At 54.7% G+C, this 24,504-nt stretch carries 21 protein-coding genes and 1 pseudogene; 7 read left to right on the plus strand and 15 right to left on the minus strand.

Annotation, left to right across the window (positions count from 1 at the left end; genetic code table 11):
• From hybO to fixA, 6 genes are all read right to left on the minus strand, one after another.
• On the minus strand, positions 1–1,116 hold the full coding sequence (gene hybO / locus ACLW56_RS00335; protein ID WP_330981832.1) for a hydrogenase 2 small subunit: 1,116 nt from the start codon (positions 1,114–1,116) through the stop codon (positions 1–3).
• Positions 1,117–1,291: 175 nt separating this feature from the next.
• Positions 1,292–2,620, minus strand: a complete 1,329-nt coding sequence (locus ACLW56_RS00340) for an MFS transporter (protein ID WP_330981833.1) — start codon at positions 2,618–2,620, stop codon at positions 1,292–1,294.
• Positions 2,621–2,630: 10 nt separating this feature from the next.
• Positions 2,631–2,918 carry a ferredoxin-like protein FixX gene (gene fixX, locus ACLW56_RS00345; protein WP_330981834.1) on the minus strand — a complete coding sequence of 96 codons (288 nt, stop codon included), beginning with the start codon at positions 2,916–2,918 and terminating at the stop codon, positions 2,631–2,633.
• Entirely contained in the window at positions 2,915–4,201 is a 1,287-nt protein-coding gene (gene fixC, locus ACLW56_RS00350) for an FAD-dependent oxidoreductase FixC (protein ID WP_330981835.1), read from the minus strand. Before fixC ends, fixX begins: the two co-directional genes overlap by 4 nt.
• Before the next feature lie 59 nt (positions 4,202–4,260).
• A complete protein-coding gene (locus tag ACLW56_RS00355) occupies positions 4,261–5,202 on the minus strand; it encodes an FAD-binding protein (RefSeq protein WP_330981836.1) in 942 nt (313 codons plus the stop codon).
• A 12-nt stretch (positions 5,203–5,214) separates the two neighbouring features.
• Positions 5,215–5,985, minus strand: coding sequence for a putative electron transfer flavoprotein FixA (gene fixA / locus ACLW56_RS00360; protein WP_330981837.1), 771 nt, complete (start codon positions 5,983–5,985; stop codon positions 5,215–5,217).
• 427 nt (positions 5,986–6,412) lie between these two features.
• Between fixA and caiT the strand changes: the two genes are divergently transcribed.
• From caiT to ACLW56_RS00390, 6 genes and pseudogenes are all read left to right on the plus strand, one after another.
• Complete coding sequence (gene caiT, locus ACLW56_RS00365) at positions 6,413–7,927, plus strand: L-carnitine/gamma-butyrobetaine antiporter (protein ID WP_330981838.1); 1,515 nt, start codon at positions 6,413–6,415, stop codon at positions 7,925–7,927.
• A gap of 37 nt (positions 7,928–7,964) precedes the next feature.
• Complete coding sequence (gene caiA, locus ACLW56_RS00370) at positions 7,965–9,107, plus strand: crotonobetainyl-CoA dehydrogenase (protein ID WP_330981839.1); 1,143 nt, start codon at positions 7,965–7,967, stop codon at positions 9,105–9,107.
• 126 nt (positions 9,108–9,233) lie between these two features.
• Entirely contained in the window at positions 9,234–10,451 is a 1,218-nt protein-coding gene (gene caiB / locus ACLW56_RS00375) for an L-carnitine CoA-transferase (protein ID WP_330981840.1), read from the plus strand.
• A 68-nt stretch (positions 10,452–10,519) separates the two neighbouring features.
• Positions 10,520–12,121: a crotonobetaine/carnitine-CoA ligase gene (gene caiC, locus ACLW56_RS00380; protein WP_330981841.1), complete on the plus strand. Its 1,602-nt coding sequence runs from the start codon at positions 10,520–10,522 to the stop codon at positions 12,119–12,121.
• Positions 12,118–12,903 carry a crotonobetainyl-CoA hydratase gene (caiD, locus tag ACLW56_RS00385; RefSeq protein ID WP_330981842.1) on the plus strand — a complete coding sequence of 262 codons (786 nt, stop codon included), beginning with the start codon at positions 12,118–12,120 and terminating at the stop codon, positions 12,901–12,903. Before caiC ends, caiD begins: the two co-directional genes overlap by 4 nt.
• Positions 12,904–13,005: 102 nt before the next feature.
• Positions 13,006–13,152, plus strand: a pseudogene (locus tag ACLW56_RS00390) (phenylacetic acid degradation protein PaaY); the annotation flags it as partial.
• On the opposite strand, the gene caiF reads toward ACLW56_RS00390, so the two are convergent.
• The 4 genes from caiF to ACLW56_RS00410 all read right to left on the minus strand — a co-directional run bounded on the left by caiF (position 13,142) and on the right by ACLW56_RS00410 (position 17,210).
• A complete protein-coding gene (caiF, locus tag ACLW56_RS00395) occupies positions 13,142–13,537 on the minus strand; it encodes a carnitine metabolism transcriptional regulator CaiF (protein ID WP_330981843.1) in 396 nt (131 codons plus the stop codon). The pseudogene ACLW56_RS00390 and the gene caiF overlap by 11 nt on opposite strands.
• Before the next feature lie 162 nt (positions 13,538–13,699).
• Entirely contained in the window at positions 13,700–14,662 is a 963-nt protein-coding gene (gene aes / locus ACLW56_RS00400) for an acetyl esterase (RefSeq protein ID WP_330981844.1), read from the minus strand.
• A gap of 104 nt (positions 14,663–14,766) precedes the next feature.
• On the minus strand, positions 14,767–15,816 hold the full coding sequence (locus ACLW56_RS00405; protein WP_330981845.1) for a YcjF family protein: 1,050 nt from the start codon (positions 15,814–15,816) through the stop codon (positions 14,767–14,769).
• Complete coding sequence (locus tag ACLW56_RS00410) at positions 15,813–17,210, minus strand: YcjX family protein (protein ID WP_330981846.1); 1,398 nt, start codon at positions 17,208–17,210, stop codon at positions 15,813–15,815. Before ACLW56_RS00410 ends, ACLW56_RS00405 begins: the two co-directional genes overlap by 4 nt.
• A 152-nt stretch (positions 17,211–17,362) precedes the next feature.
• Between ACLW56_RS00410 and ACLW56_RS00415 the strand changes: the two genes are divergently transcribed.
• Positions 17,363–18,373 (plus strand): LacI family DNA-binding transcriptional regulator, encoded by a 1,011-nt coding sequence (locus ACLW56_RS00415; RefSeq protein WP_330981847.1) that lies wholly within the window; start codon positions 17,363–17,365, stop codon positions 18,371–18,373.
• 46 nt (positions 18,374–18,419) lie between these two features.
• On the opposite strand, the gene ACLW56_RS00420 is transcribed toward ACLW56_RS00415, so the two are convergent.
• The 5 genes from ACLW56_RS00420 to ACLW56_RS00440 form a co-directional block, all read right to left on the minus strand.
• Positions 18,420–19,331: an OmpG family monomeric porin gene (locus ACLW56_RS00420; RefSeq protein WP_330981848.1), complete on the minus strand. Its 912-nt coding sequence runs from the start codon at positions 19,329–19,331 to the stop codon at positions 18,420–18,422.
• A gap of 76 nt (positions 19,332–19,407) precedes the next feature.
• Positions 19,408–20,481, minus strand: coding sequence for an ABC transporter ATP-binding protein (locus ACLW56_RS00425; RefSeq protein WP_330981849.1), 1,074 nt, complete (start codon positions 20,479–20,481; stop codon positions 19,408–19,410).
• 13 nt (positions 20,482–20,494) lie between these two features.
• Complete coding sequence (gene pgmB, locus ACLW56_RS00430; protein WP_330981850.1) at positions 20,495–21,172, minus strand: beta-phosphoglucomutase; 678 nt, start codon at positions 21,170–21,172, stop codon at positions 20,495–20,497.
• Positions 21,169–23,442 (minus strand): glycoside hydrolase family 65 protein, encoded by a 2,274-nt coding sequence (locus tag ACLW56_RS00435; protein WP_330982095.1) that lies wholly within the window; start codon positions 23,440–23,442, stop codon positions 21,169–21,171. Before ACLW56_RS00435 ends, pgmB begins: the two co-directional genes overlap by 4 nt.
• Positions 23,436–24,494 carry a Gfo/Idh/MocA family oxidoreductase gene (locus tag ACLW56_RS00440; protein ID WP_330981851.1) on the minus strand — a complete coding sequence of 353 codons (1,059 nt, stop codon included), beginning with the start codon at positions 24,492–24,494 and terminating at the stop codon, positions 23,436–23,438. The genes ACLW56_RS00435 and ACLW56_RS00440 overlap by 7 nt, the downstream gene beginning before the upstream one ends.
• Positions 24,495–24,504: the final 10 nt, after the last annotated feature.

Below are 24,504 nucleotides of genomic sequence, written 5' to 3' on the forward strand. Positions count from 1 at the left end.
TTACTCTCCCGCCGGCGGATCCTGGCGATCCTTACGCTGGCGTCCAAGTTCTTTCACCGTCATAAGACTGACGCCCGCGACAAGTCCTACCACGCCGCCCAGCAGGCCGACAGCGCTCAGGCTGACCTGCCCGCCTTCCGGCTGAGTCACCTCCGGTTTCACGCTCGGCGGCGTAGGGTTTTCAACGTTCGCCAGTTGCGCAATCCCTTTGCTGAACCCCACCCCTTTTTCATTACAGCCGTAACAAGGATGACCAATGCCTACCGGCCAGATGCCACCGCCGATATCACAAAACTCAAGCGTAGAGCAGTTGCCGTAGGTTTCCGGCCCTTTACAGCCCAGGTGATAGAGGCACCAGCCCTGACGGTGGCCTTCGTCGCCAAACTGTTTAGCGAAACGTCCGGCGTCAAAATGCGGACGGCGTTCGCAGTTTTCGTGGATCAGGCGTTCATAGGCAAATTTGGGGCGATTTTTGCTGTCGAGCGCCGGAGGACGCTGATAGGTGATGAGGTGCGCGACGGTAGCCAGAAAGTTATGGGGATTGGGCGGACAGCCGGGAATGTTGATCACCGTTTTTCCGGGCAAAACGTCCTGCAGACTTACAGCGCCAGTGGGGTTTACCCCGCTGGCTGCCACCCCGCCCCACGCCGCGCAGGAACCAATGGCAATGATGGCTGCGGCATGTTCCGCCACTTCACGAATATGCTCGACGATCGGCTTTCCTGCCACCATGCAGTAAATACCGCCATCCTTCAGCGGAATCGAGCCATCCACCACCAACACATAGCGCCCTTTATAGCGCTCCGTTGCCCGAAGTTTGTTCTCCTCGGCCTGATGACCAAACGCCGCGGAGAGCACTTCATGGTATTCCAGTGAAATCACATTCAGCAGCAGGTTTTCGATTGTCGGGTGCGTGGCTCGTAGCAAGGATTCTGTACAGCCAGTGCACTCCTGAGCGCCAATCCAGATAACCGGTGGGCGCTCTGGCGAGGTCACGGCGGTGGCTATTTCCGCCATCGCCTGCTGGCTCAATCCCAGGGTTGCCGTTAATGCCGCGCAAAGCTTCATAAAGTCGCGACGATTTATTCCGTTCGAAAAAAACTGCTTATTCTCCATTGCCCATCTCATCCTTTTTATATTTTAGAAAACTTGCGCTGGACACATTAACGGCCTTCAATTAGCAATAATCTCCCCCGTGATTAATTGATGAGCATCAATTAATCACGCAATCAAGGGGAGTTATTGTCAATAACGGGATCAAAATCGCTTCAGCATTATAGTTAAATAACTTTTATCCATTCTGCTTATGACTGAATGACAGCTTTCCGGCTTCCACCAGAGAAAGTCCGCGAGTTTCTGGCGCGTAAAGAAAAGAAATGACAAGTCCAAATAATGAGATAGCGGCTCCAATAAGCATGACAGTGCTGATTCCATACCGGCTAATAAAGACCGGGAGCGCCAGCGTTGACACTACAGTCCCTATTCGACTGATAGACATAATCACCCCCACCGCTGAGGCCCGAATATCTGTTGGGAACAATTCATTCGGATAAAGCCATTGCAAAATACCCGGCCCACCAGAGAAAAAGGCGTAGGCTGCAAAGGCGCAAACAACGAGGACAATACCAGGATTATCTAACAAACCTAATACGGCCAGTGCCGCCGTCATCATCGCATAGCTAACAATCAGCAACGGACGCCGCCCCATTTTATTCAGCCAGTACATGGCAGGCAGGCAACCCAACATAAAGAACAGGCTTATCACCACATTCCCCAGTGCTGCACTTTTCCCTTGATCCAGGCCCAACAGGCCAACGATTTTTGGACCAAAGGTATAGATGGCAAACATCGGGATCACCTGACAGGTCCAGATCGCCGCCACAAACAGAACAAACGGCAGATGCCTGCGAGTAAACAGGTGCATAAAGCGGGATTGAGCCTGCGGCTCTTCGTCGAAGACGACCGGTTCACCAAACAGGCGAATCATCATTTGCTCACACTCTTTCACTCTGCCCTGACGCAGCAGCCAACGCGGTGATTCCGGTAAATCAAAACGCCCGACGAGGATAATCAGACAAGGAATGGCCGCGCTGCCGAGCATCCAGCGCCAGCCGTCCGCCACGTCGTATAACGCATAGCCCACCAGATTGGCGCAGGTTGCGCCGACATACCACATGGCCGCAATAAAGCCGACAGCAAAAGCTCTTTGGCGGGTATTGGAAAACTCCGTGATCATCGAGGTGGCAATGGGATAATCCGCCCCAATGACAACCCCAATGGCAACGCGCATCACCAGCAGCTCTGCTGGCGATGAGACAAACATGGTCGCTATCGAAATCAGGCCAATGGCGACGATGTCGATCAGAAACATTTTGCGCCGCCCAACCCGGTCGCAAATGTAACCAAACAACGTGGTGCCGATAAACAACCCCACCAGCGTTCCGGCCCCCAGCAAACCTATCCATTCGGCATCCAGTTTTAATAACGGCGTAAGCTGCTCCAGCGCAACGCCAATCATCACCAGCACATAGCCGTCCAGAAAGGGGCCTCCGCTGCCCCAAAGCATGATCCGCCGATGAACGGATGAGAACCGAAGATCATCGAAATTCCGCGCTTGCATAGTGGCACCCTCAGCCGTAGCGATAGTCCACGCCAAAAGTGCCCCGCGGATATTCCCATTTTTCCAGTGCGCTTGTGAGCCCCAGAATTCGGCAAGTTCCACATTCGAGGCAGCCCGCATAATCAAAACGGACCGAGCCATCGTCCTGCTTTTTATAAAGGCCTGCCGGGCAAGCTTTGGTTAAAACCTCCAGCACCTGTTGGTCAGGCTGCGTTTTAATAATGATGTGGGGTTGATGTTCATCGACATTGAATTTATTGATGCCCAGTTTGACATCCACGTTCACAGGCAGACTCATAAGGCAGTCACTCCTTTAATGCCATCTTTGATCAGGTTCATAAAGCCCACCTTTTTGGCGTGCCGGAGCATATTCTTGCGCAGCGGAACCGGGGTTTTCCCGGTGACAGTAAAAAGATCGCCCGCCATGCCAATAGCCATTTCCGGGTATTGGCTGAACATGCGCGGGTTATCCAGAAACGCGGGCATTCTTTGATAAAATTTCATATCCCGTAGCGGACCGGCTTCCAGCAACGCCTGATATTCATCAAGGCTCTTTTTACTGAAATCATTACGCCGCAGGGCACTCAACACCGTTTTTGCCGCCGCTTCACCGGACGAAATAGCCAGATCCATGCCGCGAATGGTGAAACCGATGTTCATGCACATTCCTGCTGCATCACCGGCGATCAGCACCCCATCGCGTACCAGCTCGCTCTGCATTCTGAGGCCAGCTTCCGGCACCACGTGAGCCCCGTACTCCTTCATCACACCACCTTCGATAAGTGGCGCAATCGTCGGGTGGTGTTTGAAATCCTCCAGCATTTGCGGAACGGACTTTTTTGCCTCTTTCAGATGATGTAAGCCGCACACCAGCCCCAAAGACACGCTGCTGTCGTTGGTGTAAAGAAAACCACCGCCCATCAGTCCATCCGTGGGTGAACCTGCCAGCAGCCACGCAACCCCTTCATTACCCCGCACATTGAAACGGTTTTGCAGGACCTCTTTCGGCAATTCGATAATTTCTTTTACCCCTACCGCCACATTCTCGGCGGCGACAGGTTTCGTCATGCCCAGTTGTTCAGCCAGTAAAGAATTAACGCCGTCTGCGAGGATCACCGTTTTGGCTTCCAGCACATCGCCATCCGCTTCCACGCCCACCACTTTGCCGTTTTTCAGTACCAGCCTGTCCACGCGGATCCCGGTGATGCACTGCGCGCCTGCGTTTTCCGCCTGCTCCATCAGCCACGCGTCAAAGCGGCTGCGTAACACGGACCAGGATACTTCACCCGGCGCGGCGTCATCGCCCGTTTGATACTCCACCGTCATCGCCCGCGTGTCGGTCAGAAAGGACATTCTTTCACGCGTGATGATACGTTCCACCGGAGCCTGTTTTGCAAAACCAGGAATTATGCGCTCCAGACTGTGCGCATACAGGCGGCCCCCGGTCATGTTCTTGGCACCTGCTGAATTTCCCCGCTCGATGAGCAAGACCTGCGCCCCTTCCCTGGCCAACACCAGCGCAGCAACCGTTCCCGCCACACCAGCCCCTACGATGATGGCATCGAAAACATCTTCGGACATAACCACTCCTGAACACTCGATTTGCCAGCAGAGCGCTATTCACGCTCTGCTGACCGACATTAATGGGCTAACAGTCGAGTCAGCGCCGGAAGCACAGTGAACAAATCACCGACGAGGCCGTAATCGGCATACTGGAAGATCGGCGCGTTTTTGTCCTTGTTGATAGCCACAATCGTCTGCGCCCCATTGGCCCCAACCATGTGTTGAATTTGCCCGGAAATCCCGACAGCCAGATAAAGCTCGGGCTTGAGCATCAGGTTTGAAATGCCGACATAACGTTCGTGCGCCATCCACTTTTCGTTCTCTGCCACCGGGCGAGAACACGCCAGCTCTGCGCCAATGGCTGCACACAACGCCTCGGCCAAAGGAATGTTCTCTTTGCTGCCGATACCCCGACCGACGCTGACCACCAGCCGCGCTTTATCCAGCGCAACAGAATGACTTTCCCGACGCTGAGAGCCGTTGCAAACGATGTTGTAAGCAGGTGCCTGCCACTGCAAAGAGTGAGCGACGCCTGTTAACGCGCTATTCGGCGTTACCGCCTCGAACGCGCCGCTGCTAAGGGTTAACACCGCAAAAGGTGAACTCAGCGTTTCATGGCTGAATGCCAGCCCGCCATACACCATATGTTTCGCAACCAGGTCGCCCGCGGCAAACTCAGCGGCGCTGGCATCATTCACCACAGCCGCCGCGAGACGCGCGCCCAGCCTTGCGGCCAGCAGCTTTCCGCGTCGATTGGCGGGTAACACCACCAGACCGCTGTCTGCCTGATTTTTAATGGCCTGCACCAGCGTGTCGGCGTAATCCTCGATAATCCTGTCAGCGGGCTTTCCTTCCAGTTGCCACACCTGGTTGGCCCCCAGTTGAAAAGCGGCCTCACTCTGTGCGGCATCAAGCGTAAACACCTGCACACTTTCGCCCAACGTGCTGGCTGCCGTCATCAATTCCGGTAAACGGGACGCGGTGTCGCTGAAAACCCAAACGGTAGAAAATTGACTCATGACCTGTCCCTCTTACTGAATAATTTTGCGTAAATGCCCGGCGAAAGCGGCGATCTGCTCCTCCCCGTCACCTTCAATCACCACTCGCAGGCGCTCTTTTTGTTTCGGTGCAGCGATCTGCTGCGCCGAGCGAGCGGCAAACTCGGTGACGCCAGCCTCTGCCGCCGTCCAGACCTGCACGGGCTTTTTCGCCGCGCTCAAAATGGCTTTCATGGAAGGAATTTGAGGGGCATTAATGTCGGTGGTGACGCACAGCACCGCAGGCAGCGACACGGTCAGCGTTTCGGTTTCGTCTTCAAGTTCGCGCTCTACCACAAGGGCATCCGCGCTTGAGGAAATGATGCGTTTAATCCCGTTGAGTGCAGGGACAGACAGCGCTTCACCCACCAGCAACCCCACCTGTTGAGCGTATAAATCCGCGGAACCGTCGCCGCAGAGAATCAGATCGAAGCCCTGCTTACGAGCCGCGCCAGCAAGGATTGCAGCGGTTTGGTGCGGAAGCGCGTGCTCCAGTTGCTCGTCGATAACCACCACAAGTTCATCCGGCCCGCGTGAAAGAACATCTTTGCGCCCTTTCACGTTGTTGAGTGCACTGCCCCCCACACTCATCGCCACGACGTGACATGCCGGGTCCTGTGCCTTGAGTTGTACCGCCGCTTCAATGGCGTTCAAATCGTACTGACTGATTTTGTTCTCCGCACGCGAGAAGTCCAAAGCGCCATCAGTATCAATAATAATATCCTGTTCATCGGGCACGCTTTTGTAGCATGTAATAATCTTCATTACCTCTCCTGATACTTAATGTGAATACGTCACCGGTAACGGCAATGCTTAAAATAAATAGCATGACAACCCGTGTAAAAATAAAACCCAGGTCACCAATATTGAAGGCGTTAATATTCCCAGGAAAGAAGATTCAATATTGCCACCTGACTCACCAATATTGAACGATAATGTAAACCAGTTGTGTCATTAAAACCCTAACCATCTGTATTTAAAAATAAAAATAACCACTTTATTAAAATGGTCATTCAACATACCTCTGTGACAACCCTCACAGAATGTTGTGGCTCCAGCTCCCATTATGAGTCGGAAACTTGTACCACTTAAGGATAAGTCTGGGTATGAATGAATAGCTTCACACTCTCATTAGAAACAAACCGGATACTGTGATGCGCTTATTTGCGCTCTCTAAAAGCGGAATTTAACCATGAGCAAAGAAAAGAGAAAGGTAGGAATAGAACCGAAAGTTTTCTTTCCGCCGTTAATTATTGTTGGGGTCCTCTGTTGGCTTACCGTTCGTGATTTGGATGCAGCCAATACCGTTATTAATGCCGTTTTTAGCTATGTCACTAACGTCTGGGGTTGGGCGTTTGAATGGTACATGGTGGTGATGTTCGGCGGCTGGTTTTGGCTGGTCTTTGGCCCGCATGCCAAAAAGCGGCTTGGGGATGAACCTCCGGAATTCAGCACGGCTAGCTGGGTTTTCATGATGTTTGCTTCCTGCACCTCTGCCGCAGTGCTGTTCTGGGGTTCGATAGAGATTTATTACTATATTTCCAGCCCACCGTTTGGCCTGGCGCCCTACTCTGTCCAGGCCAAAGAACTGGGCCTCGCTTACAGCCTGTTGCACTGGGGACCGCTGCCGTGGGCCACTTACAGCTTCCTGTCCGTCGCCTTCGCGTACTTCTTCTTTGTTCGCAAAATGGAAGTGATTCGCCCCAGCAGCACGCTTATTCCCCTGATGGGCGAAAAACGCGCCAACGGGCTGATTGGCACCATCATCGATAACTTTTACCTGGTGGCGCTGATCTTTGCCATGGGCACCAGCCTTGGCCTGGCAACGCCGTTGGTCACGGAGTGTATTCAGTATCTGTTCGGCGTGCCGCACACCCTCGCGCTGGACGGCATCATCATTACCTGCTGGATAATCCTTAATGCCATCTGTGTCGCCTGCGGCCTGCAAAAAGGCGTCAAGATAGCGAGCGATGTGCGTAGCTACCTCAGTTTCCTGATGCTTGGCTGGGTGTTTATCGTCAGCGGTGCCAGCTTCATCATGAACTATTTCACCGATTCGGTCGGTACGCTGCTGATGTATCTGCCGCGAATGCTGTTTTATACCGACCCGATTGGTAAAAGCGGCTTCCCGCAGGGCTGGACCGTGTTTTATTGGGCCTGGTGGGTCATTTACGCCATCCAGATGAGCATTTTCCTTGCCCGCATCTCCAAAGGCCGCACCGTGCGCGAGTTATGCCTCGGCATGGTTGCCGGGTTGACCGCCGCCACCTGGCTGCTGTGGACCATTCTGGGCAGCAACACCCTGCAGTTAATCGACCATAACCTCATCAACATTCCGCAGCTTATCGATCAGTACGGCGTGCCGCGCGCCATTATCGAAACCTGGGCCGCGCTGCCGCTCAAAACGGTCACTATCTGGGGCTTCTTCATCCTGTGCTTCATCGCCACCGTGACCCTGATCAATGCCTGTTCTTACACCCTGGCGATGTCGACTTGCCGCTCCGTCAAAGACGGTGACGAGCCACCGCTGCTGATACGTATTGGCTGGTCGGTGCTGGTTGGGGTTATCGGCATTGTCCTGCTGGCACTGGGCGGCCTGAAACCGATTCAGACAGCCATCATCGCCGGAGGCTGCCCGCTGTTTTTCGTCAACATATTGGTCACGCTCTCGTTTATCAAAGACGCCAAAAAGAACTGGAAAGCGTGAGTCCCACGCTCACATCAACACGAAAGAGGTTAAAGAGATGGATTTTAGACTTAACGATGAGCAGGAGCTGTTTGTCGCTGGCATTCGCGAATTAATGGCCAGCGAGAACTGGGAAACCTACTTTGCTCAGTGTGACAAAGACAGCGTGTACCCGGAGCGCTTCGTCAAAGCCCTCGCTGAGATGGGCATCGACAGCCTGCTCATTCCTGAAGAGCACGGTGGACTGGATGCCGGGTTTGTCACCGTGGCTGCCGTCTGGATGGAGCTTGGGCGACTGGGTGCGCCAACCTATGTGCTCTATCAATTGCCTGGCGGGTTTAACACCTTCCTGCGCGAAGGATCTCAGGAACAAATCGATAACATCATGGCGTTTCGCGGCACCGGGAAGCAAATGTGGAACTCTGCCATCACCGAACCCGGTGCGGGATCGGACGTTGGCAGCCTGCAAACCACTTATACCCGCAAAGATGGTAAGGTTTATTTGAACGGCAGCAAATGTTTTATCACCAGCAGCGCCTACACCCCTTACGTCGTGGTTATGGCGCGTGATGCGGCTTCGCCAGACAAAGCCGTCTTCACCGAGTGGTGTGTGGATATGAGCAAACCGGGGATCAAAATCAACAAGCTGGAAAAACTCGGTCTGCGCATGGACAGCTGCTGCGAACTGACGTTCGACAACGTTGAGCTTGAAGAAAAAGACCGCTTCGGTCGCGAAGGCAACGGCTTCAACCGGGTGAAAGAAGAGTTCGACCATGAACGCTTCCTGGTGGCACTCACCAACTACGGTACCGCCATGTGCGCTTTTGAAGACGCGGCGCGTTATGCCAACCAGCGCATTCAGTTTGGCGAAACCATCGGGCGCTTCCAGCTGATTCAGGAAAAGTTCGCCCACATGGCCATCAAACTGAATTCAATGAAAAACATGCTGCTGGAAACGGCCTGGAAGAGCGACAACGGGCTTATCACCTCCGGCGATGCGGCGATGTGCAAATACTTCTGCGCCAATGCGGCGTTTGAAGTGGTGGACTCCGCGATGCAGGTGCTGGGCGGCGTCGGGATCGCCGGGAATCATCGCATCACCCGTTTCTGGCGCGATTTGCGTGTCGACCGCGTCTCGGGCGGGTCCGATGAGATGCAAATCCTGACGCTGGGCCGGTCGGTGCTTAAGCAGTATCGCTAAACAGATTGCCCGGTGGCGCTAACGCTTACCGGGCCTACAAACCCGCTCCGGTATCAATGTAGGCCCGTGCAAGCATTAGCGCCGCCGGGCAGTGACACCGGACCCGAGTTATCAAAGGAGTGAAACATGAACACGCCGTTACCTATGCCGCAATTTGGTCCGCTTGCCGGGCTGAGAGTGGTTTTCTCAGGCATCGAAATCGCCGGGCCGTTTGCCGGGCAACTGTTTGCCGAATGGGGTGCCGAAGTTATCTGGATTGAGAACGTCGCCTGGGCCGACACCATTCGTGTGCAGCCTCATTATCCGCAGCTTTCGCGCCGCAACCTGCACGCCCTGTCGCTCAATATCTTCAAGGATGAAGGCCGTGATGCTTTCCTGAAACTGATGGAAACCACAGATATTTTCATTGAAGCCAGCAAAGGCCCCGCGTTTGCCCGTCGGGGTATCACCGATGACGTACTCTGGCAACACAATCCGAAACTGGTGATCGCTCATCTTTCTGGCTTTGGCCAGTATGGCGACCCGCAGTACACCAACCTGCCCGCCTATAACACCATCGCCCAGGCCTTCAGCGGTTATCTCATTCAGAACGGCGATGTCGACCAGCCGATGCCCGCGTTTCCCTACACCGCAGACTACTTCTCTGGCATGACGGCTACCACTTCAGCACTGGCGGCGCTATATAAGGCTCGGCAGACCGGCAAAGGTGAAAGTATCGATATCGCCATGTACGAAGTGATGCTGCGTATGGGGCAGTATTTCATGATGGATTACTTCAACGGCGGTGAAATCTGCCCACGCATGACCAAAGGCAAAGACCCCTACTACGCCGGTTGCGGGCTTTATCGCTGTAACGACGGTTTTATCGTGATGGAAATTGTCGGCATCAGCCAGATTGAAGAGATTTTTGTCGATATCGGGCTGGCTCATCTGCTGGGCACGCCAGACATTCCTAAGGGTACGCAACTTATTCACCGTGTGGAGTGCCCTTATGGGCCGTTGGTCGAAGAGAAACTCGACGCGTGGCTGGCAGCACGCAGTATTGAAGAGGTGCTGAGCAGGCTTGGCGAACTCAACATCGCCAGCGCCAAAGTGCTGACCATTCCAGAGCTTGAGGGAAATCCACAGTATCAGGCGCGTGAGTCGATCACCGAATGGCAAACCCTGAACGGGGATACCTGCAAAGGGCCCAATGTGATGCCGAAGTTCAAACATCATCCGGGGCAAATCTGGCGCGGTATGCCCTCTCACGGCATGGACACCGCCGCCATCTTACGCAACATCGGCTACAGCGAAGCCGATATCAGGGAGCTGGTCGAGAAAGGACTGGCTAAAACGGAGTAACCGCAGAAAGCGCTCAAACCGGCACGGTGCGCGATTTGAGCCTCTGTACTCAGGACGGGAAGGGTTTAATGGATCTTATAGGTGGGCAGCATTTACGCCAGATGTGGGACGATTTGGCAGACACGTACGGGCATAAAACAGCCCTGATTTATGAATCCTCAGCCAGCGAGATCAGACACTTCAGCTACCTACAGCTTAATCAGGAGATCAACCGCACCGCGAATCTGTTTCACGCCCTGGGGATCCGCAAAGGGGATAAGGTCGCCCTGCACCTTGATAACTGCCCGGAGTTCATCTTCTGCTGGTTTGGTCTCGCCAAAATCGGTGCCATCATGGTGCCTGTGAACGCGCGGTTTCTGGCCGAAGAGAGCAGTTGGGTGCTCAGCAACTGCCAGGCACGGATGGTGGTCACCTCCCGGCAGTTTTATCCCGTCTATCAACAGATTCTGCTAGCAGAGAGTACGGCGCTTGAACGCATTTTGTTGATTGCCGCTGAGCAGGAAGTGGAGGATGGGATCACCCTTAATTTCACTGACCTTCAACAGCGTCAACCGTCAGAACTTGTCCACCTTGAGCCGCTGAGTCTCGACGACACCGCCGAAATCTTGTTTACCTCCGGCACCACTTCCCGACCGAAAGGCGTGGTGATCACCCATTACAACTTACGCTTTGCGGGTTACTACACGGCCTGGCAGTGCGCGATGCGCGCTGACGATGTGTATCTGACGGTGATGCCCGCCTTTCATATTGATTGCCAGTGTACGGCGGCACTGCCTGCGTTTTCTGCGGGCGCAACCTTCGTCCTGATTGAAAAATACAGCGCTCGCGCATTCTGGAAGCAGATCCTCACCTACCGGGCGACCCTCACCGAAGCCATCCCCATGATGATTCGTACCCTGATGGCTCAACCTCCGACGGCGAATGAGCGGGAGCATTGTCTGCGCGATGTCTTGTTCTATCTCAACCTTTCGGTCGAGGAAAAAGACGCGTTCATCACCCGCTTTGGCGTTCGTCTGATGACCTCCTATGGCATGACGGAAACCATCGTCGGGCTGATTGGTGACCGTCCCGGTGACAAAAGGCGCTGGCCCTCTATCGGCCGACCGGGTTTTGGCTATCAGGCCGAAATCCGCGACAGCCAAAATTGCCCTGTTGGCCCTGGTGAAATTGGCGAACTGTGCGTCAAAGGCGAGCCCGGCAAAACGTTGTTCAAAGAGTATTACCGCCAGCCGGAAGCCACGGCCCAGGCCTGGGACAACGGCTGGCTTCACACCGGGGACTGTGCCTGGCAGGATGCGGAAGGCTTTTTCTATTTCGTCGACCGCAGCAGCAACATGATTAAACGCGGCGGCGAAAACGTCTCCTGCAGCGAAATCGAAAACATCCTCGCCTCTCATCCCAAAATTCGCGACGTGGCGATTATTGGCATCCCCGACGCTATCCGCGATCAGGCTATCAAAGCTTTTATTGTGCTTCACGAGGGGGAAACGCTGAGCGAAAGCGAGTTCCTCCAGTTTTGCGAGTCCAGAATGGCAAAATTTAAGGTCCCTGGCGCAATGGAAATTCGCGAGGAATTACCCCGCAACTGCTCCGGCAAAGTGATTAAAAAACAGCTGCTGCCCACTGGACGCCACTGTGACGTTGTTACTGCTGAAAAGGAAGAAACATGAACGATGCACTACAGGTTACCCGACAGGGTTCAGTACTGGAAATTGTCCTCAACAGGCCTAAAGCCAATGCTATCGATGCCAGCACCAGCTTCAAAATGGGCGAGATATTCCTGCAATTCCGCGATGATCCCACGCTTCGGGTGGCCATCATCACCGGCGCCGGTGAGCGCTTCTTTTCCGCCGGATGGGATCTGAAATCCGCCGCGGAAGGTGAAGCGCCGGATGCGGATTTTGGCCCCGGTGGCTTTGCCGGCCTCACGGAGATATTTAACCTTGATAAACCGGTGATTGCTGCAGTCAACGGCTATGCCTTCGGCGGGGGGTTCGAACTGGCGCTGGCCGCAGACATGATTGTTTGTAGCGAAAACGCCAGCTTTGCTCTGCCGGAAGTGAAATTAGGGATTGTTCCTGACAGCGGCGGCATTCTGCGTCTGCCCAAAATTCTTCCCCCAGCCATCGTCAATGAACTGGTCATGACCGGCAGACGAATGGACGCCGAAGAGGCGTTGCGCTGGGGGATCGTCAACCGGGTCGTGAGTGCGGACAAACTGATGGAAAGTGCCCGCGAGCTGGCGTCACAACTGGTCTCTGGTGCACCGTTGGCTATTGCTGCACTGAAGGAGATTGCCCGCGAGACCCGAGAGCTTTCTGTTGAAAAAGGCTACCAGTTGATGCGCAGCGGCGTGTTGAAGCACTACCCGGCCGTGCTGCATTCCGATGATGCGCTGGAAGGGCCACAGGCCTTTGCCGAGAAACGCGAACCGCACTGGACAGGCCGCTAATTAACATTTGTTTCTGGGGATAGCATTGCCGGGCGGCGGCTTCGCCTGGCCCGGCCTACAAACCCCGTTAAGCGCGACCAGCATTATTCACGAGGCACAACGATGAGCTTTTATTCATTCGAGGGGGTAACGCCGGTGGTTCATCCCTCAGCCTTTGTTCACCCTTCAGCGGTGATTATCGGCGCGCGGGTTTATATCGGCCCGCACGCCTCGTTGCGCGGTGACTACGGACGGAAGATCAACGACGCAGCGTTTTCGACAACATCCACTGCCATTTTTGTTCGCGGTTTAACTCGCCGGGCGGCACCGTTGCCAGGCGAGCCGAAGCAGGACGTAGCGGTTCTTTCTCCAGCGATGCAGATTTTAATCGGGCATAAAGCTGATGATTAATATGGGTGATTTTCAGCAGACGCTGGCATTGGCAACCTCTGCCCTCCAGTTGATTGGGAATCGTTTTGGTTTCGCAATCTATTTCCTCAACGTCGGCCAAAATATAAGACACCGTATTAATGGCTTTGCAGGGGGCAATATCAAATTCATCGGCAATTTCTTTGGCACTGACCCAGCGGTTTTGTGCCATCACCCAGTTGGCAATTAACAAATACAACGGCTTATCAACATATTTCTCACTCATGTATACTCCCTGATTACAAACTAAAAAATACGTTATAAGTGCCCCGTCACGCTCTCGTTAACCAGGCACGTCAAATAAATGAATCACATATAATAATAATTAAAATGAATAGATCATTGTGTGAACATAGCCCGTATTTAGGCCGCGCGCCCCCTCTTTCATTCATTTTAGTTGCTCTAAAAAATAATAAGCCCCATCACGTAATGCCCTGTCAGCACTATCCATTTTTCGGGAATAGTGCAAAAAGGCGTGGAGCGTACCGGCATACATCTGATAGTGACTGGGTTGACCGTGTTCGCGCAGCGTATGGTGTAAGGCGAGGCTATCATCGAGTAAAGGGTCAAATTCGGCCGTAGCAATAAAACAGGGAGGAATGTTCTCGCTGAGCACGTTATTGAACAGACAGTAATACGGCGCCGCACGACTCGAGCCTTCCCCCAGATAGGCATTTTCATAAGCCGCGAGATCTTCTTGCCTCAGCCCATCCCACTCGCCACCGTATAAGCGACGGCTGGCGGAATCCTGCAATCCGTAAAGCCCGTACCACAACAAAAGCCCTTTTATATTGCCTGCCTTGTGATCATCCCGTAGCCACAAGGCAGAAGCCAGCGCCAACATAGCGCCTGCGGAATCTCCGGCAAAACCAGTGGCGCTCATTGTCAGGCCGTACTGCTCCCCCTGACGGAGATAAAACTGATACACGGCAACAATTTCTTCAATGGCCTGTGGGAATCGAGCTTCAGGGGAAAGGGAATAATCAATGCCCACCACAGCACAGCCGCTGTAATGCGCCAGCAGCCGCATGATGCGATCATGGGTATCGAGATTGCCGAGGATAAAACCCCCGCCGTGAAGATAAAAAAGGGTGGCGGGCGTGTTAAGTTGCGGCTTGTGAATACGCGTTGCCACGTCGCCCCAACGGGTTGTCACCGGAACGTCCTGGCGGCAAAACATTTCAGGTCCGCCTTCGTTCCAGTAGCTTCGCTCTTCTGTGTATGCGCGGCGCTGAGAAGCAAGATCCTCGTTGGCGGTCGTGGGCTGAGGCTGCGAAGCGATAAACGCCAGCACTTCACGCATCGACGGCGAAATTCGCTCCAGCACTCTCGCTTTATTTTCAGGTTTCATGGTTCCCTCCGGATGAAATCCCTTTCATTCTAGGAACCCGACGCTGAAAAACTGAGAGCTCACCGACCGATATTGAACATCACCGTTGCCGGGACTTGCGCAACTCAGGTACTGCGTTTACTCACCGTCTCTTTCAACTGCCCAATCAGCTCGCGGCGGAAATCGCCGAGCTTCGGTTTGTCGTTGTCGATCCACGGTAACGGACGGCACACTTCCATCGCTTTAATGCCCAAACGCGCCGTCAGCAACCCTGCCCCGATGCCCTGAGCGGCGCGAGCGGAAAGGCGCGCGGCAAGATCCTGCGACATCCAGTCCATTCCCACTTCACGCACCAGTTCACTGGCTCCGGCAAAGGCGATATTCAGCAGCACCAGGCGGAACAGGCGCAGGCGGCTGTAATAGCCCAGCTCGATGCCATACAGCGTAGCGATGCGGTTAATCAGGCGTAAGTTGCGCCAGGCGATGAAAGCCATATCCACCAGCGCCAGCGGGCTGACGGCAATCATCAGCGTGGATTCGGCGGCGGAGCGGCTGATTTCGCGACGAGCCTGCGCATCTAAAACCGGCTGCACCAGATGCGAATACAGCGTCACCACTTCGCGGTCGTTTTGCGTTTCATGAATCGCCGCATACCAGCGCTGAAGTGCCGGATGTGATTTATCGATTCCCGCCTGCTCAGCCAGTTTTTCGCAGAATGCGCGCCCTTTGCCAGTTCCGTGGCTATGCAGCAGGTCCCGTGCTTCGTCACGTTCCTGCGCACGCTGACGCAAACGCCATAAGCGTCGCCATTCAGTCGCAACAGAGCCAACGCCAGCCCCGACAATCAATGCCCCTGCTGCGCAGCCGCCTAACGCGACCCAATCTTGAGTCTGCCAGGCATTCATCGTCCACTGCACGCCTTGCGCAACCACGCTTACGCCAAACAGCGTCAGACCCGCAGTGACCATTTTGCGCCACAGGCTGCGTTTTGGGCGCAGTGCCGCGTCAACCACGGCCTCCGCCTGCCCTTCGTCTTCCAGCGGCGAGTCAACCAGCGCAGGAGCAAAGGTGTCGGCCTGGCTTTGTTCGAACGTTTGTGCGCCCCGCAGTTGCTCACTTTTTTCCGCTTCCAGCGGCCCGGCGAAATCGATACGCGGTTTTAACGGTTCGCTCATCGCAATTTATCTCCAATCAAAAACTCCAGCGCCGCATCCAGACGGATGTGCGGCAGCGGTTTGTCCACGTCCATCACCTGCGGGCGAAAGGCTTCAAACTGGAAGCCCTGCTTTTCCCAGAATGCCTGACCCGGCAGCCTGGCTGGCACTTCACCCGGATAGACCGTCAGCGGTTGGCCGTCGTTCAGGCGATTCCCTCGCAATGCCGGGATTTTCTCGCCGTCGACATCAATCAGCCCGCTCTGCGTCGCCTGCACGGAAGCCAGCCCCATACAATCCATGCTGATGCCCTCAAACGCGGCGTTCTGCCACGCATCCTGAATCAGCTGCTGAAGCAGGGAAACCATGTTGGCATGCTGATCGACGGTCACGTGATCGGCTTTGGTGGCCGCAAACAGCTGCTTGTCGATAACCGGCGAGAACAAACGGCGGAACAGCGTGCGCTGCCCATAATGGAAACTTTGCATCAGCTGCGTCAGCGCCAGACGCATATCATTGAACGCCTGAGGGCCGCTGTTGAGCGGTTGCAGGCAGTCCACCAGCACAATTTGCCGGTCGAAGCGCAGAAAGTGATTTTTATAGAACCCTTTGACGACATGCTCGCAGTAGTAGTCGAAACGCGCACGCAGCATGCCTGCGTTAGTGTGCTTATCGGCTTGCGCCAGACGCGCTTCGCCAACGCCGTCGACATCCGGCCATGGGAAGAATTGCAGCGCAGGCGCACCCGCCATATCGCCCGGTAAAACAAAGCGCCCGGGCTGGATAAAATGCAGCCCTTCTTGCTTGCAGGTATGAAGGTAATCAGTCCACGCCTGGGCAATTTCAGCCAGACGGTTCTCATCAGCCGGAGCCAACGGGTCGAGTCCTTCACACAGCTTACGCCAGCGTTCAGACCACTCGCCGCGCTGGCCTTGTAACAGCCCGGTCATCTGACGTGACCAGCTCAGGTAATCCTGCGCCAGCATCGGCAAATCGAGCAGCCATTCGCCCGGGTAATCGACAATTTCCAGGTACAGTGTCGAGGTATCTTTAAAGTGACGTAACAAAGAGTCATTAGAACGAAAGCGCAGCGCGAGGCGAATTTCGCTCACACCGCGCGTCGGCGTCGGCCAGGTCGGCGGCGTGCCATACAGCTGGGCCAGCCCTTCGTCGTAGGTAAAACGCGGAATACCAAAATCGCGCTGCGGCACGCGTTTCACGCCGAGCAGGCGCTCTTCACGCACCGCGCTCAGCAGAGGCATGCGCGCCCCTGCATGCAGGTTCAGCAACTGATTCACCAGCGCGGTAATAAACGCGGTTTTGCCGCTGCGGCTAAGCCCGGTGACGGCGAGACGCAGATGTCTGTCCACGCCACGGTTCACCAGGGCATTGAATTCGCTTTTAAGTCGGTTCATCGCCATCCTGTGTTGTCCGCTTGCAACCCTTTCCTTCAGGATACATGACATCGGGTCGGTAAAGAGAATTATCAACCGCACTGCGCTGTATTTCAGGCTTTTTCTCCAGTAAGATGCGTCTGATTGACTCTACCATGGAGATCGGCAGGTGTATGTCACCCACTATTTATGATATTGCCCGGGTTGCTGGCGTTTCAAAATCTACCGTTTCGAGAGTGCTGAATAATCAAACCAATATCTCTCCGGAAGCGCTGGAGAAAGTTCAGCGGGCGATTAAAGAATTAAACTACCAGCCGAATAAACTTGCTCGCGCCCTCACCTCCTCGGGCTTTGATGCCATTATGGTGATATCGACTCGCTCCACCAAAACGACCGCCGGAAATCCTTTCTTCGCAGAGGCACTGCATGCTATTTCCGCCAGAGCGGAAGATGAAGGTTTTGATGTGATATTACAGACATCAAAAAGCAGCGAGGATGATTTACTGAAGTGCGAAAATAAAATTCGCCAGAAGTTGATTAAAGGGATCATTATGCTGAGTTCGCCTGCGGATGAGATCTTTTTCTCGCGCCTTGATCGTTACGGCATTCCAGTAGTGGTGATCGGTAAAGTTGAAGGTGATTATCAGAACGTCTATTCCGTGGATACTGATAATTATCAGGACAGTATTTCGTTGACCGACGCGTTGATTTCCCGCGGGCATAAAAAAATTGCCTGTCTGCATGCACCGCTGGATTATCACGTGTCGATTGATCGTCTATCGGGCTATAAAGAAAGCCTGAAGCGTCACCATATTGCGCTTAATGAAGCGTGGATGATTGACAGTGGATATACCCACGAAAGCGCACTGGCTGCCGCCAAACACCTGCTTTCGATGGAAAACCGACCTGACGCTGTCTTTGCCACCGACAGCATGAAGCTGGTCAGCCTGTACCGCGCGGCGGTTGAGTTGACTATTCGTATTCCACAGGACCTGGGCGTGGTCGGTTACAGCAACGAAACGCTCTCTTTTCTGCTGTCGCCGTCACCGGGCGGCGTCGATGTGCCTGCCTATGAACTGGGGGCACAAAGTAGCGATCAGCTCTTCAACTGTATTGGTGGAAAGCCCGGGCCGAAGCGCATTACGGTGGCAACCCGAATCTCACTGTCCGAGTCCCTGACCTGACACGCCAGAACGGGCCTGCATACCTGCAGGCCCCGTCCACACCTCATCAAAACGCGTAGTTAATCCCAACGCCCGCATAATGGAACCGGTCGTCATCGCCCTCGTCGTGGTGCTCCCACTCGTAGGCGTACTCTAGCGACACGGAGATACCGTTGTCGAAGTCATGGGCATACTGCAGGCCCAGACGATTAAAGTCATGCCCTTCGCGCGTTGGATCGTCCTGCCAGTCCCAGTTGGTCCAGCGATCCAGACCTAGCCGGGTATAGGGCGTGACGGTGGTAGAACCAATGGAAATCGGTAAATAGAGTCGCATTTCCTGGGTGGAGAACTCGCCATTATTACGGCTCTTGTCCATGTTGAATCCGCGCTCCAGATAATAATTAGTCTGGAGCGACACATTTTCATTTATTTTCCAGGTCAAGCCTGTTTCGGTTTCAACACGGCTATCGGCATAGCCGGTTTGATCTAAATCGTTGGCAAATTGATACAGCGCCAACCAGCCGTTAAAATGCCAGTCGTCACTTAAACGCAGATTCCAGTCCGGCTGCACTTTATAACGCTGCATGTTAGCAGTACCCGCGTCTTTATTATTTTCATCTTTAAAGTGATAGCCATAATTACGGAGTCCGCCGGTTAAACCTAGCGTAAAATCATCGCCATCGAGCACCTGATAACGTATTTCCAGTTCGGGACGATTAAAATAAGTCCCGCGGCGAGTCATGCTGCTGTAATCCACCGGACCTTCCTGATACATCGCCACGGCGATTTTCCATGGCCCTTTTGAAGCATTAAACCAGACCGACGGTTCATATAACCCATCCGCATCATCGGCCTGCCCTTCGATGTTTTCTATTTCATACATTGCGCCAATATTGAATTTCCAGCCATCATTATCGGCATGTGCGTAAAGAGCACAGACGCTAAATAGCAGCGCTGCGCACCGAGGTAGTGCGTTCATACTAAAGTCCTTTCATAGTGTAACGACAGGGTAAAAAGGGGGAATTAACGGCTCCCCCTAAAACTTCATATTTTTATTAGCGAATGGCGACTTCTGATTCAATATCGAAGAAATGACTTTTCTCCATATCAAAAGTCAGCCCAATGTTTTCTCCTGCGAAATAATCGCAAGCCGACGAAGCGCGGACAACCAATTCATGTCCGCCCACGGTGACGTACAGCATAAATTCCGCGCCCGTCAGCTCGGCCACGCTGATGCGAGCCGTCACCTCGCCGGGAGCCGTGAGAATATCTTCCGGGCGAATGCCCATTACAATGGCTTTGCGCTGATAGCCTGCGGCATCCAGCACCTTCATTTTGTCTGCCGGGATCGGCAAGCGCAGGGTTTCGGTGACAAAATCTGTGCCGTCGATAGCGCCGCGAATGAAGTTCATGGCTGGCGAGCCAATAAACCCGGCGACAAACATATTCGCAGGCTGATTATAAACCTGCTTCGGCGCGCCCACCTGCTGCACAATGCCGTCTTTCATGATCACAATCCTTGTTGCCATGGTCATGGCTTCGGTCTGATCGTGGGTGACGTAAATCATGGTGGTGTTCAGCTTTTGATGCAGTTTGCAGATCTCCGCGCGCATCTGCACACGCAGCTTGGCATCCAGGTTTGACAGCGGTTCGTCCATCAGGAACACGCCCGCTTCACGAACGATCGCGCGTCCAAGCGCCACACGCTGGCGCTGGCCGCCTGACAATGCACCAGGTTTACGCTTGAGATACTCGCGCAAGCCCAGAATCTGCGCCGCCCAACTTACGCGCTCCTCGATAACGTCCGGCGCGATTTTCTGCATCTTCAGCCCGAACGCCATGTTGTCGTACACGGTCATGTGCGGATAGAGCGCGTAGTTCTGAAACACCATCGCGATATTTCGCGATTTGGCGGGAACGTCGTTCATGCGCACGCCGTCAATCAGCAGATCACCGTGGCTGATGGCCTCCAGGCCGGCAATCATGCGCAGTGTTGTCGATTTCCCACAGCCGGACGGCCCCACCAGCACGATAAACTCTTTGTCTTCAATCTCAAGGTTGAAGTCTTTCACCACGTGAACGTGGTTGTCGTAAATTTTCTGGATATGTTGCAGTGAAAGTTGTGCCATCTCTTTATTCCTCTCAGGCTTCCGTAACCGGGTTTCGGGTGTTCCAGTAAGCCGCCAGCCGTGGCCAGTTCAGTTCATGTGTCGACGCGAGTAACAACCCCGCGCCCTGCAAATCCTTGCCAATCCCCACAGACGCCATGCCGCTGGCATTGATAGCCTCAATACCCGCCTGAGCATCTTCCACACCGACAGCGTGCTGCGGCAAGACGCCCAGGCCCTCACAGGCGGCCAGAAAAATATCCGGCGCAGGCTTTGAATGCTTCACGCGCGAAGCGTCAGCACAATAATCAAAGAGACTGGCAATGCCCAGCGCCGAGAGAATGGTCGGCGCATTCAGCGACACCGAAGCAAGACCAATACGACCCCCCTTCTGGCGTAGCGTGATGATAAGCTCCTTGATACCCGGCAAAATAGACTGCGGGGAAAGCGAGGCCAGCGACTCCACGTAGCGGGCGTTTTTACGCGCTGCGATGGCCTGACACTCTTTCACGTTGAAGTCAGTCGCCCTCCCGCCGTGTTCGAGAATACGCTGCAACGAGTCAAGACGGCTGATGCCCTTAAGCTGCTCGTTGAACGCTTCATCAATGACAATACCCATCTCCTGCGCCGCCTCGCGCCAGGCGAGAAAATGCAGATGCGCCGTGTCGGTAATCACCCCATCAAGGTCGAAAACAACCGCCTGAAGTGTCATTGAGCCCCCTCGCTGGTAGCGGTCCCAATTTTGCCACTAAAAAAATCGGACCTTGCAAAGCGAGCTTCACCGTCGATACACACTTCGCGCCCCCACAACCACAGCGAAAGCGCCTGTGTAGTGGTCAGAACAATGTCGTCTGCTGTGATGTCGAGAACGATCCTGACGCCGTGCCAGCAAAGCGGCACCCGCAGGCTGCGCCATGCTTCAGGCAGCGTCGGCGACAGATGCAGTTCACCGTCGCAAACGGACAGCCCGGCAAATCCTTGTACCGCGCCAAGCCAGATAGCCCCGGTCGCCGCCGCATGAATACCGTCGTCGCTGCTGTGTGGATCCTCGCTCAAATCAATCTCACAGCCCGCCTGCCAGAAGCGATAGGCTTCTTCGGGTTGCCCACAGCGCGCGGCCACGATGCCGTGGATAGCTTTGCTTAATGACGAATCGTGAATCGTTCTCGGCTCGTAGAAAGACAAATTGGCCAGGCATTCCGTTGATGAAAACGCTTCCGGCAGCATATACATCAGCATCACAACGTCCGCCTGTTTGAGAATTTGCATCTCATTGACTTCCGCCCGGGAGTAATCCAGCAAAATGGTCTGCTTTCCTGCTTTCGCTTTGTATTTACTGAGATCGAGCGTTGGCTTGCTGAAGAACGTGTCATCCTGTGCCAGCACGCCATGCTCGTCGGGTTTGGGTAGCCACAGACGTTGCAGGAAATCAGCCGCACTTTGCGCAAAAGCAGGCTTTAAGTCGCCAAACTGACGAGCGAAATGCAGTGCTTTCTCAACGTTATGCCAGGCCAGGTAGTTGGTGAAGGCGTTGTTATTGACGTGCTCTGTGTATTCATCCGGGCCGATGACATCGTGAATTTCCAGCCGTCCGTTCACTTCTGTCGCGCGGCTTATCCAGAATGTGGCCGTTTCAGTGAGGAGCGTAACGCCCTCTTCACGCATAAACGCTTCGTCCTGCGTTGCGTACCAGTAGTTCACCACCGCCCAGGCAATATCCGCCACCAGGTGATGTTCTGCCAGCGCGGAAGCCACTTTCTGCCGTAGCCCTGTACGGATATTAATGGCGGCAAACTCCGGCGTTTCCTCCTGCCCGCTCTGAGCGCTTTCCCATGGGAACAGCGCCCCGTGCCAGCCATTGCGTCGTGCTTTTTCGCGTGCGCCCGCCAGATTCAGATAGCGGTAGCGCAACAGGCTGCGAGCCGTTTCCGGGTTCGTCAGCAGGTGATACGGCAGTAAAAAAACTTCCGTATCCCAGAACACATGGCCTTTGTAGCCTTCCCCGGTCAGCGCCTTGGCCGCAATGCTGGTCCTTTCATCATGCGCAGGCGTCATGGCCGCAAGGTGGTAATGCGCAAAATCGAGAGCAAGCTGATCGCGAGCATCACGGGAATCAACGACCACTCGACATTGATCCCACTCCTGCTGCCACACCGCTTTTGACTCAGCACGCAGCGCTTCGTAACCTTGCGCGGCGCAGGCCTGTAGATCGTTCAGACAACGGCGACTGAAAGTGTCGAGCGAGAGCGTATCCGGCTGACGTTGCACCACCCAACTCACTTTTTCTAACGTGACACTGTCACCCGCAGCCAGATTGATCACGCTGTTTTGCATCAGCCTGCGGTTCTTCGCCGTAAAACAGCTGCCCGCTGGCTGGCTGAGCTGGCAGTGGCTGGTGATCACCACTTCGTGACTACCGGATTGCGTCGCCCATGCGCCCTGCAACACCTGTTGACCGAACACGCGTAACGAAAGCTCATCCAGATGCTGACGACCGCTGTTGGTTTGTGTGCCATCAATCCCACTGGACATCGAGAGCGTGAGATCCTGGTCCAGGGCCGTCACCGTAAACTGCATCGCCAGCAACGGAAGTTGCGCCATGGAACTAAAACGACGGCTGGCGATTCGCACTCTAGCACCGGAAGGCGCGCGCCAGATAACTTCGCGGCGCAGTTCGCCACAGCTAAAATCCAGCTCGCGCTGCCAGTGTTCAAGCTGGCCGCTCAGCAGCGTGAAAGGCTCGCCGTTTACCTCAAGCTGCACAGCAAGAATATCCGGTAAGTTCACCAGCTCATTGGTTTCACCACGCCCGGCACAGTGGTACAGCCCGGCCAGATACATGCCGCGCGTTTGCTGGGTGTAATCCTCTTCGTGCGTGCCACGCACGCCCATGTAGCCATTGCCCGTCGTCAGAAGCGACGCGTATTTGTTCAGGCTATGCGAGCTGAAACCCGGGTCGACCAGGGCGCTCACCGTCAGCATATTTCCACCCAATCACCCTTTTCTGCTGACGCATACAGTGCCGCGACCAGTTGTTGAATGATGAAACCCTGATCGCCATCCGCGATCGCCACAGGCTCGCCCTGCACATGATTAACGAAGGCTTCCATGCTGCGGAAATGACGATTGTCATCGGCCTGCTCTCGCTGCACCAGGGTATGCAGTTCCCCGTCCACGTCGTTGTAGATATGGGCCGGGAACAGCGTTGCCCCCGCGTTTTTACCGCAGAAACTCACGTTCATTTGCGACTGTTCGGCGATGTTCAACACAAACGAAGTATCGAGTCGCAGCAAGCCGCCGCTTTGGAATTCAATGATGCCAAACAGCGCATCTTCCACGGTGTATTGCGTCGGGTCCCACTCGCCAAACTGACCGCTCTGTTTCACCGTTCCCAGCTTCTGAAAACTGTGCGCCATTACACGACGCACGGCCGGGAAACCAAGCACAAACATCGCAGCATCCAGCATATGAATACCGATATCGATAAGCGGGCCGCCGCCCTGCATCGCTTTATTGGTGAAGACACCCCAGCCCGGCACGCCGCTGCGACGCAGCGCGGTGGCGGTTGTCAGGTACACTTCGCCAAGCGCGCCCGCCTGCATGTTTTCCCGCAGCAGTTGCGCATCCAGCGAAAAACGGTGGTGGAAATCATAAGCCAGCACCTTGCCTTGCTGATGCGCCATCTGTCTCATCTGATCCGCCTGCTGTGGCGTCATCGCGGGTGGCTTTTCACACATCACATGGCAACCTGCCTCCAGGGCCGCCATCACGTGCTCGAAGTGAAAGCGGTTCGGCGAACAGACGCTGACGAGATCCGGCTGCGCTTCCTGCAACATCAGGCGAACATCGTCATAACTGCCGCCGATGTCATTTTTTGCCGCGAACGCCTGCGCCTGCTCCAGGCGGCTGTCACAGACAGCCACCATCCGCAAATCGCTTCGCGTGGCGTAGTACGACGCATGGACTTTTTCCGCCACCTGCCCCGCGCCAATAATGGCAACGCGTAACGGGGCGACAGCTGTAGCACTTTTCACGCGATAACCT

This window comes from Pantoea sp. sgz302252 (assembly GCF_047713085.1).
In the GTDB taxonomy this organism is placed as follows: Bacteria; Pseudomonadota; Gammaproteobacteria; order Enterobacterales; family Enterobacteriaceae; genus Scandinavium.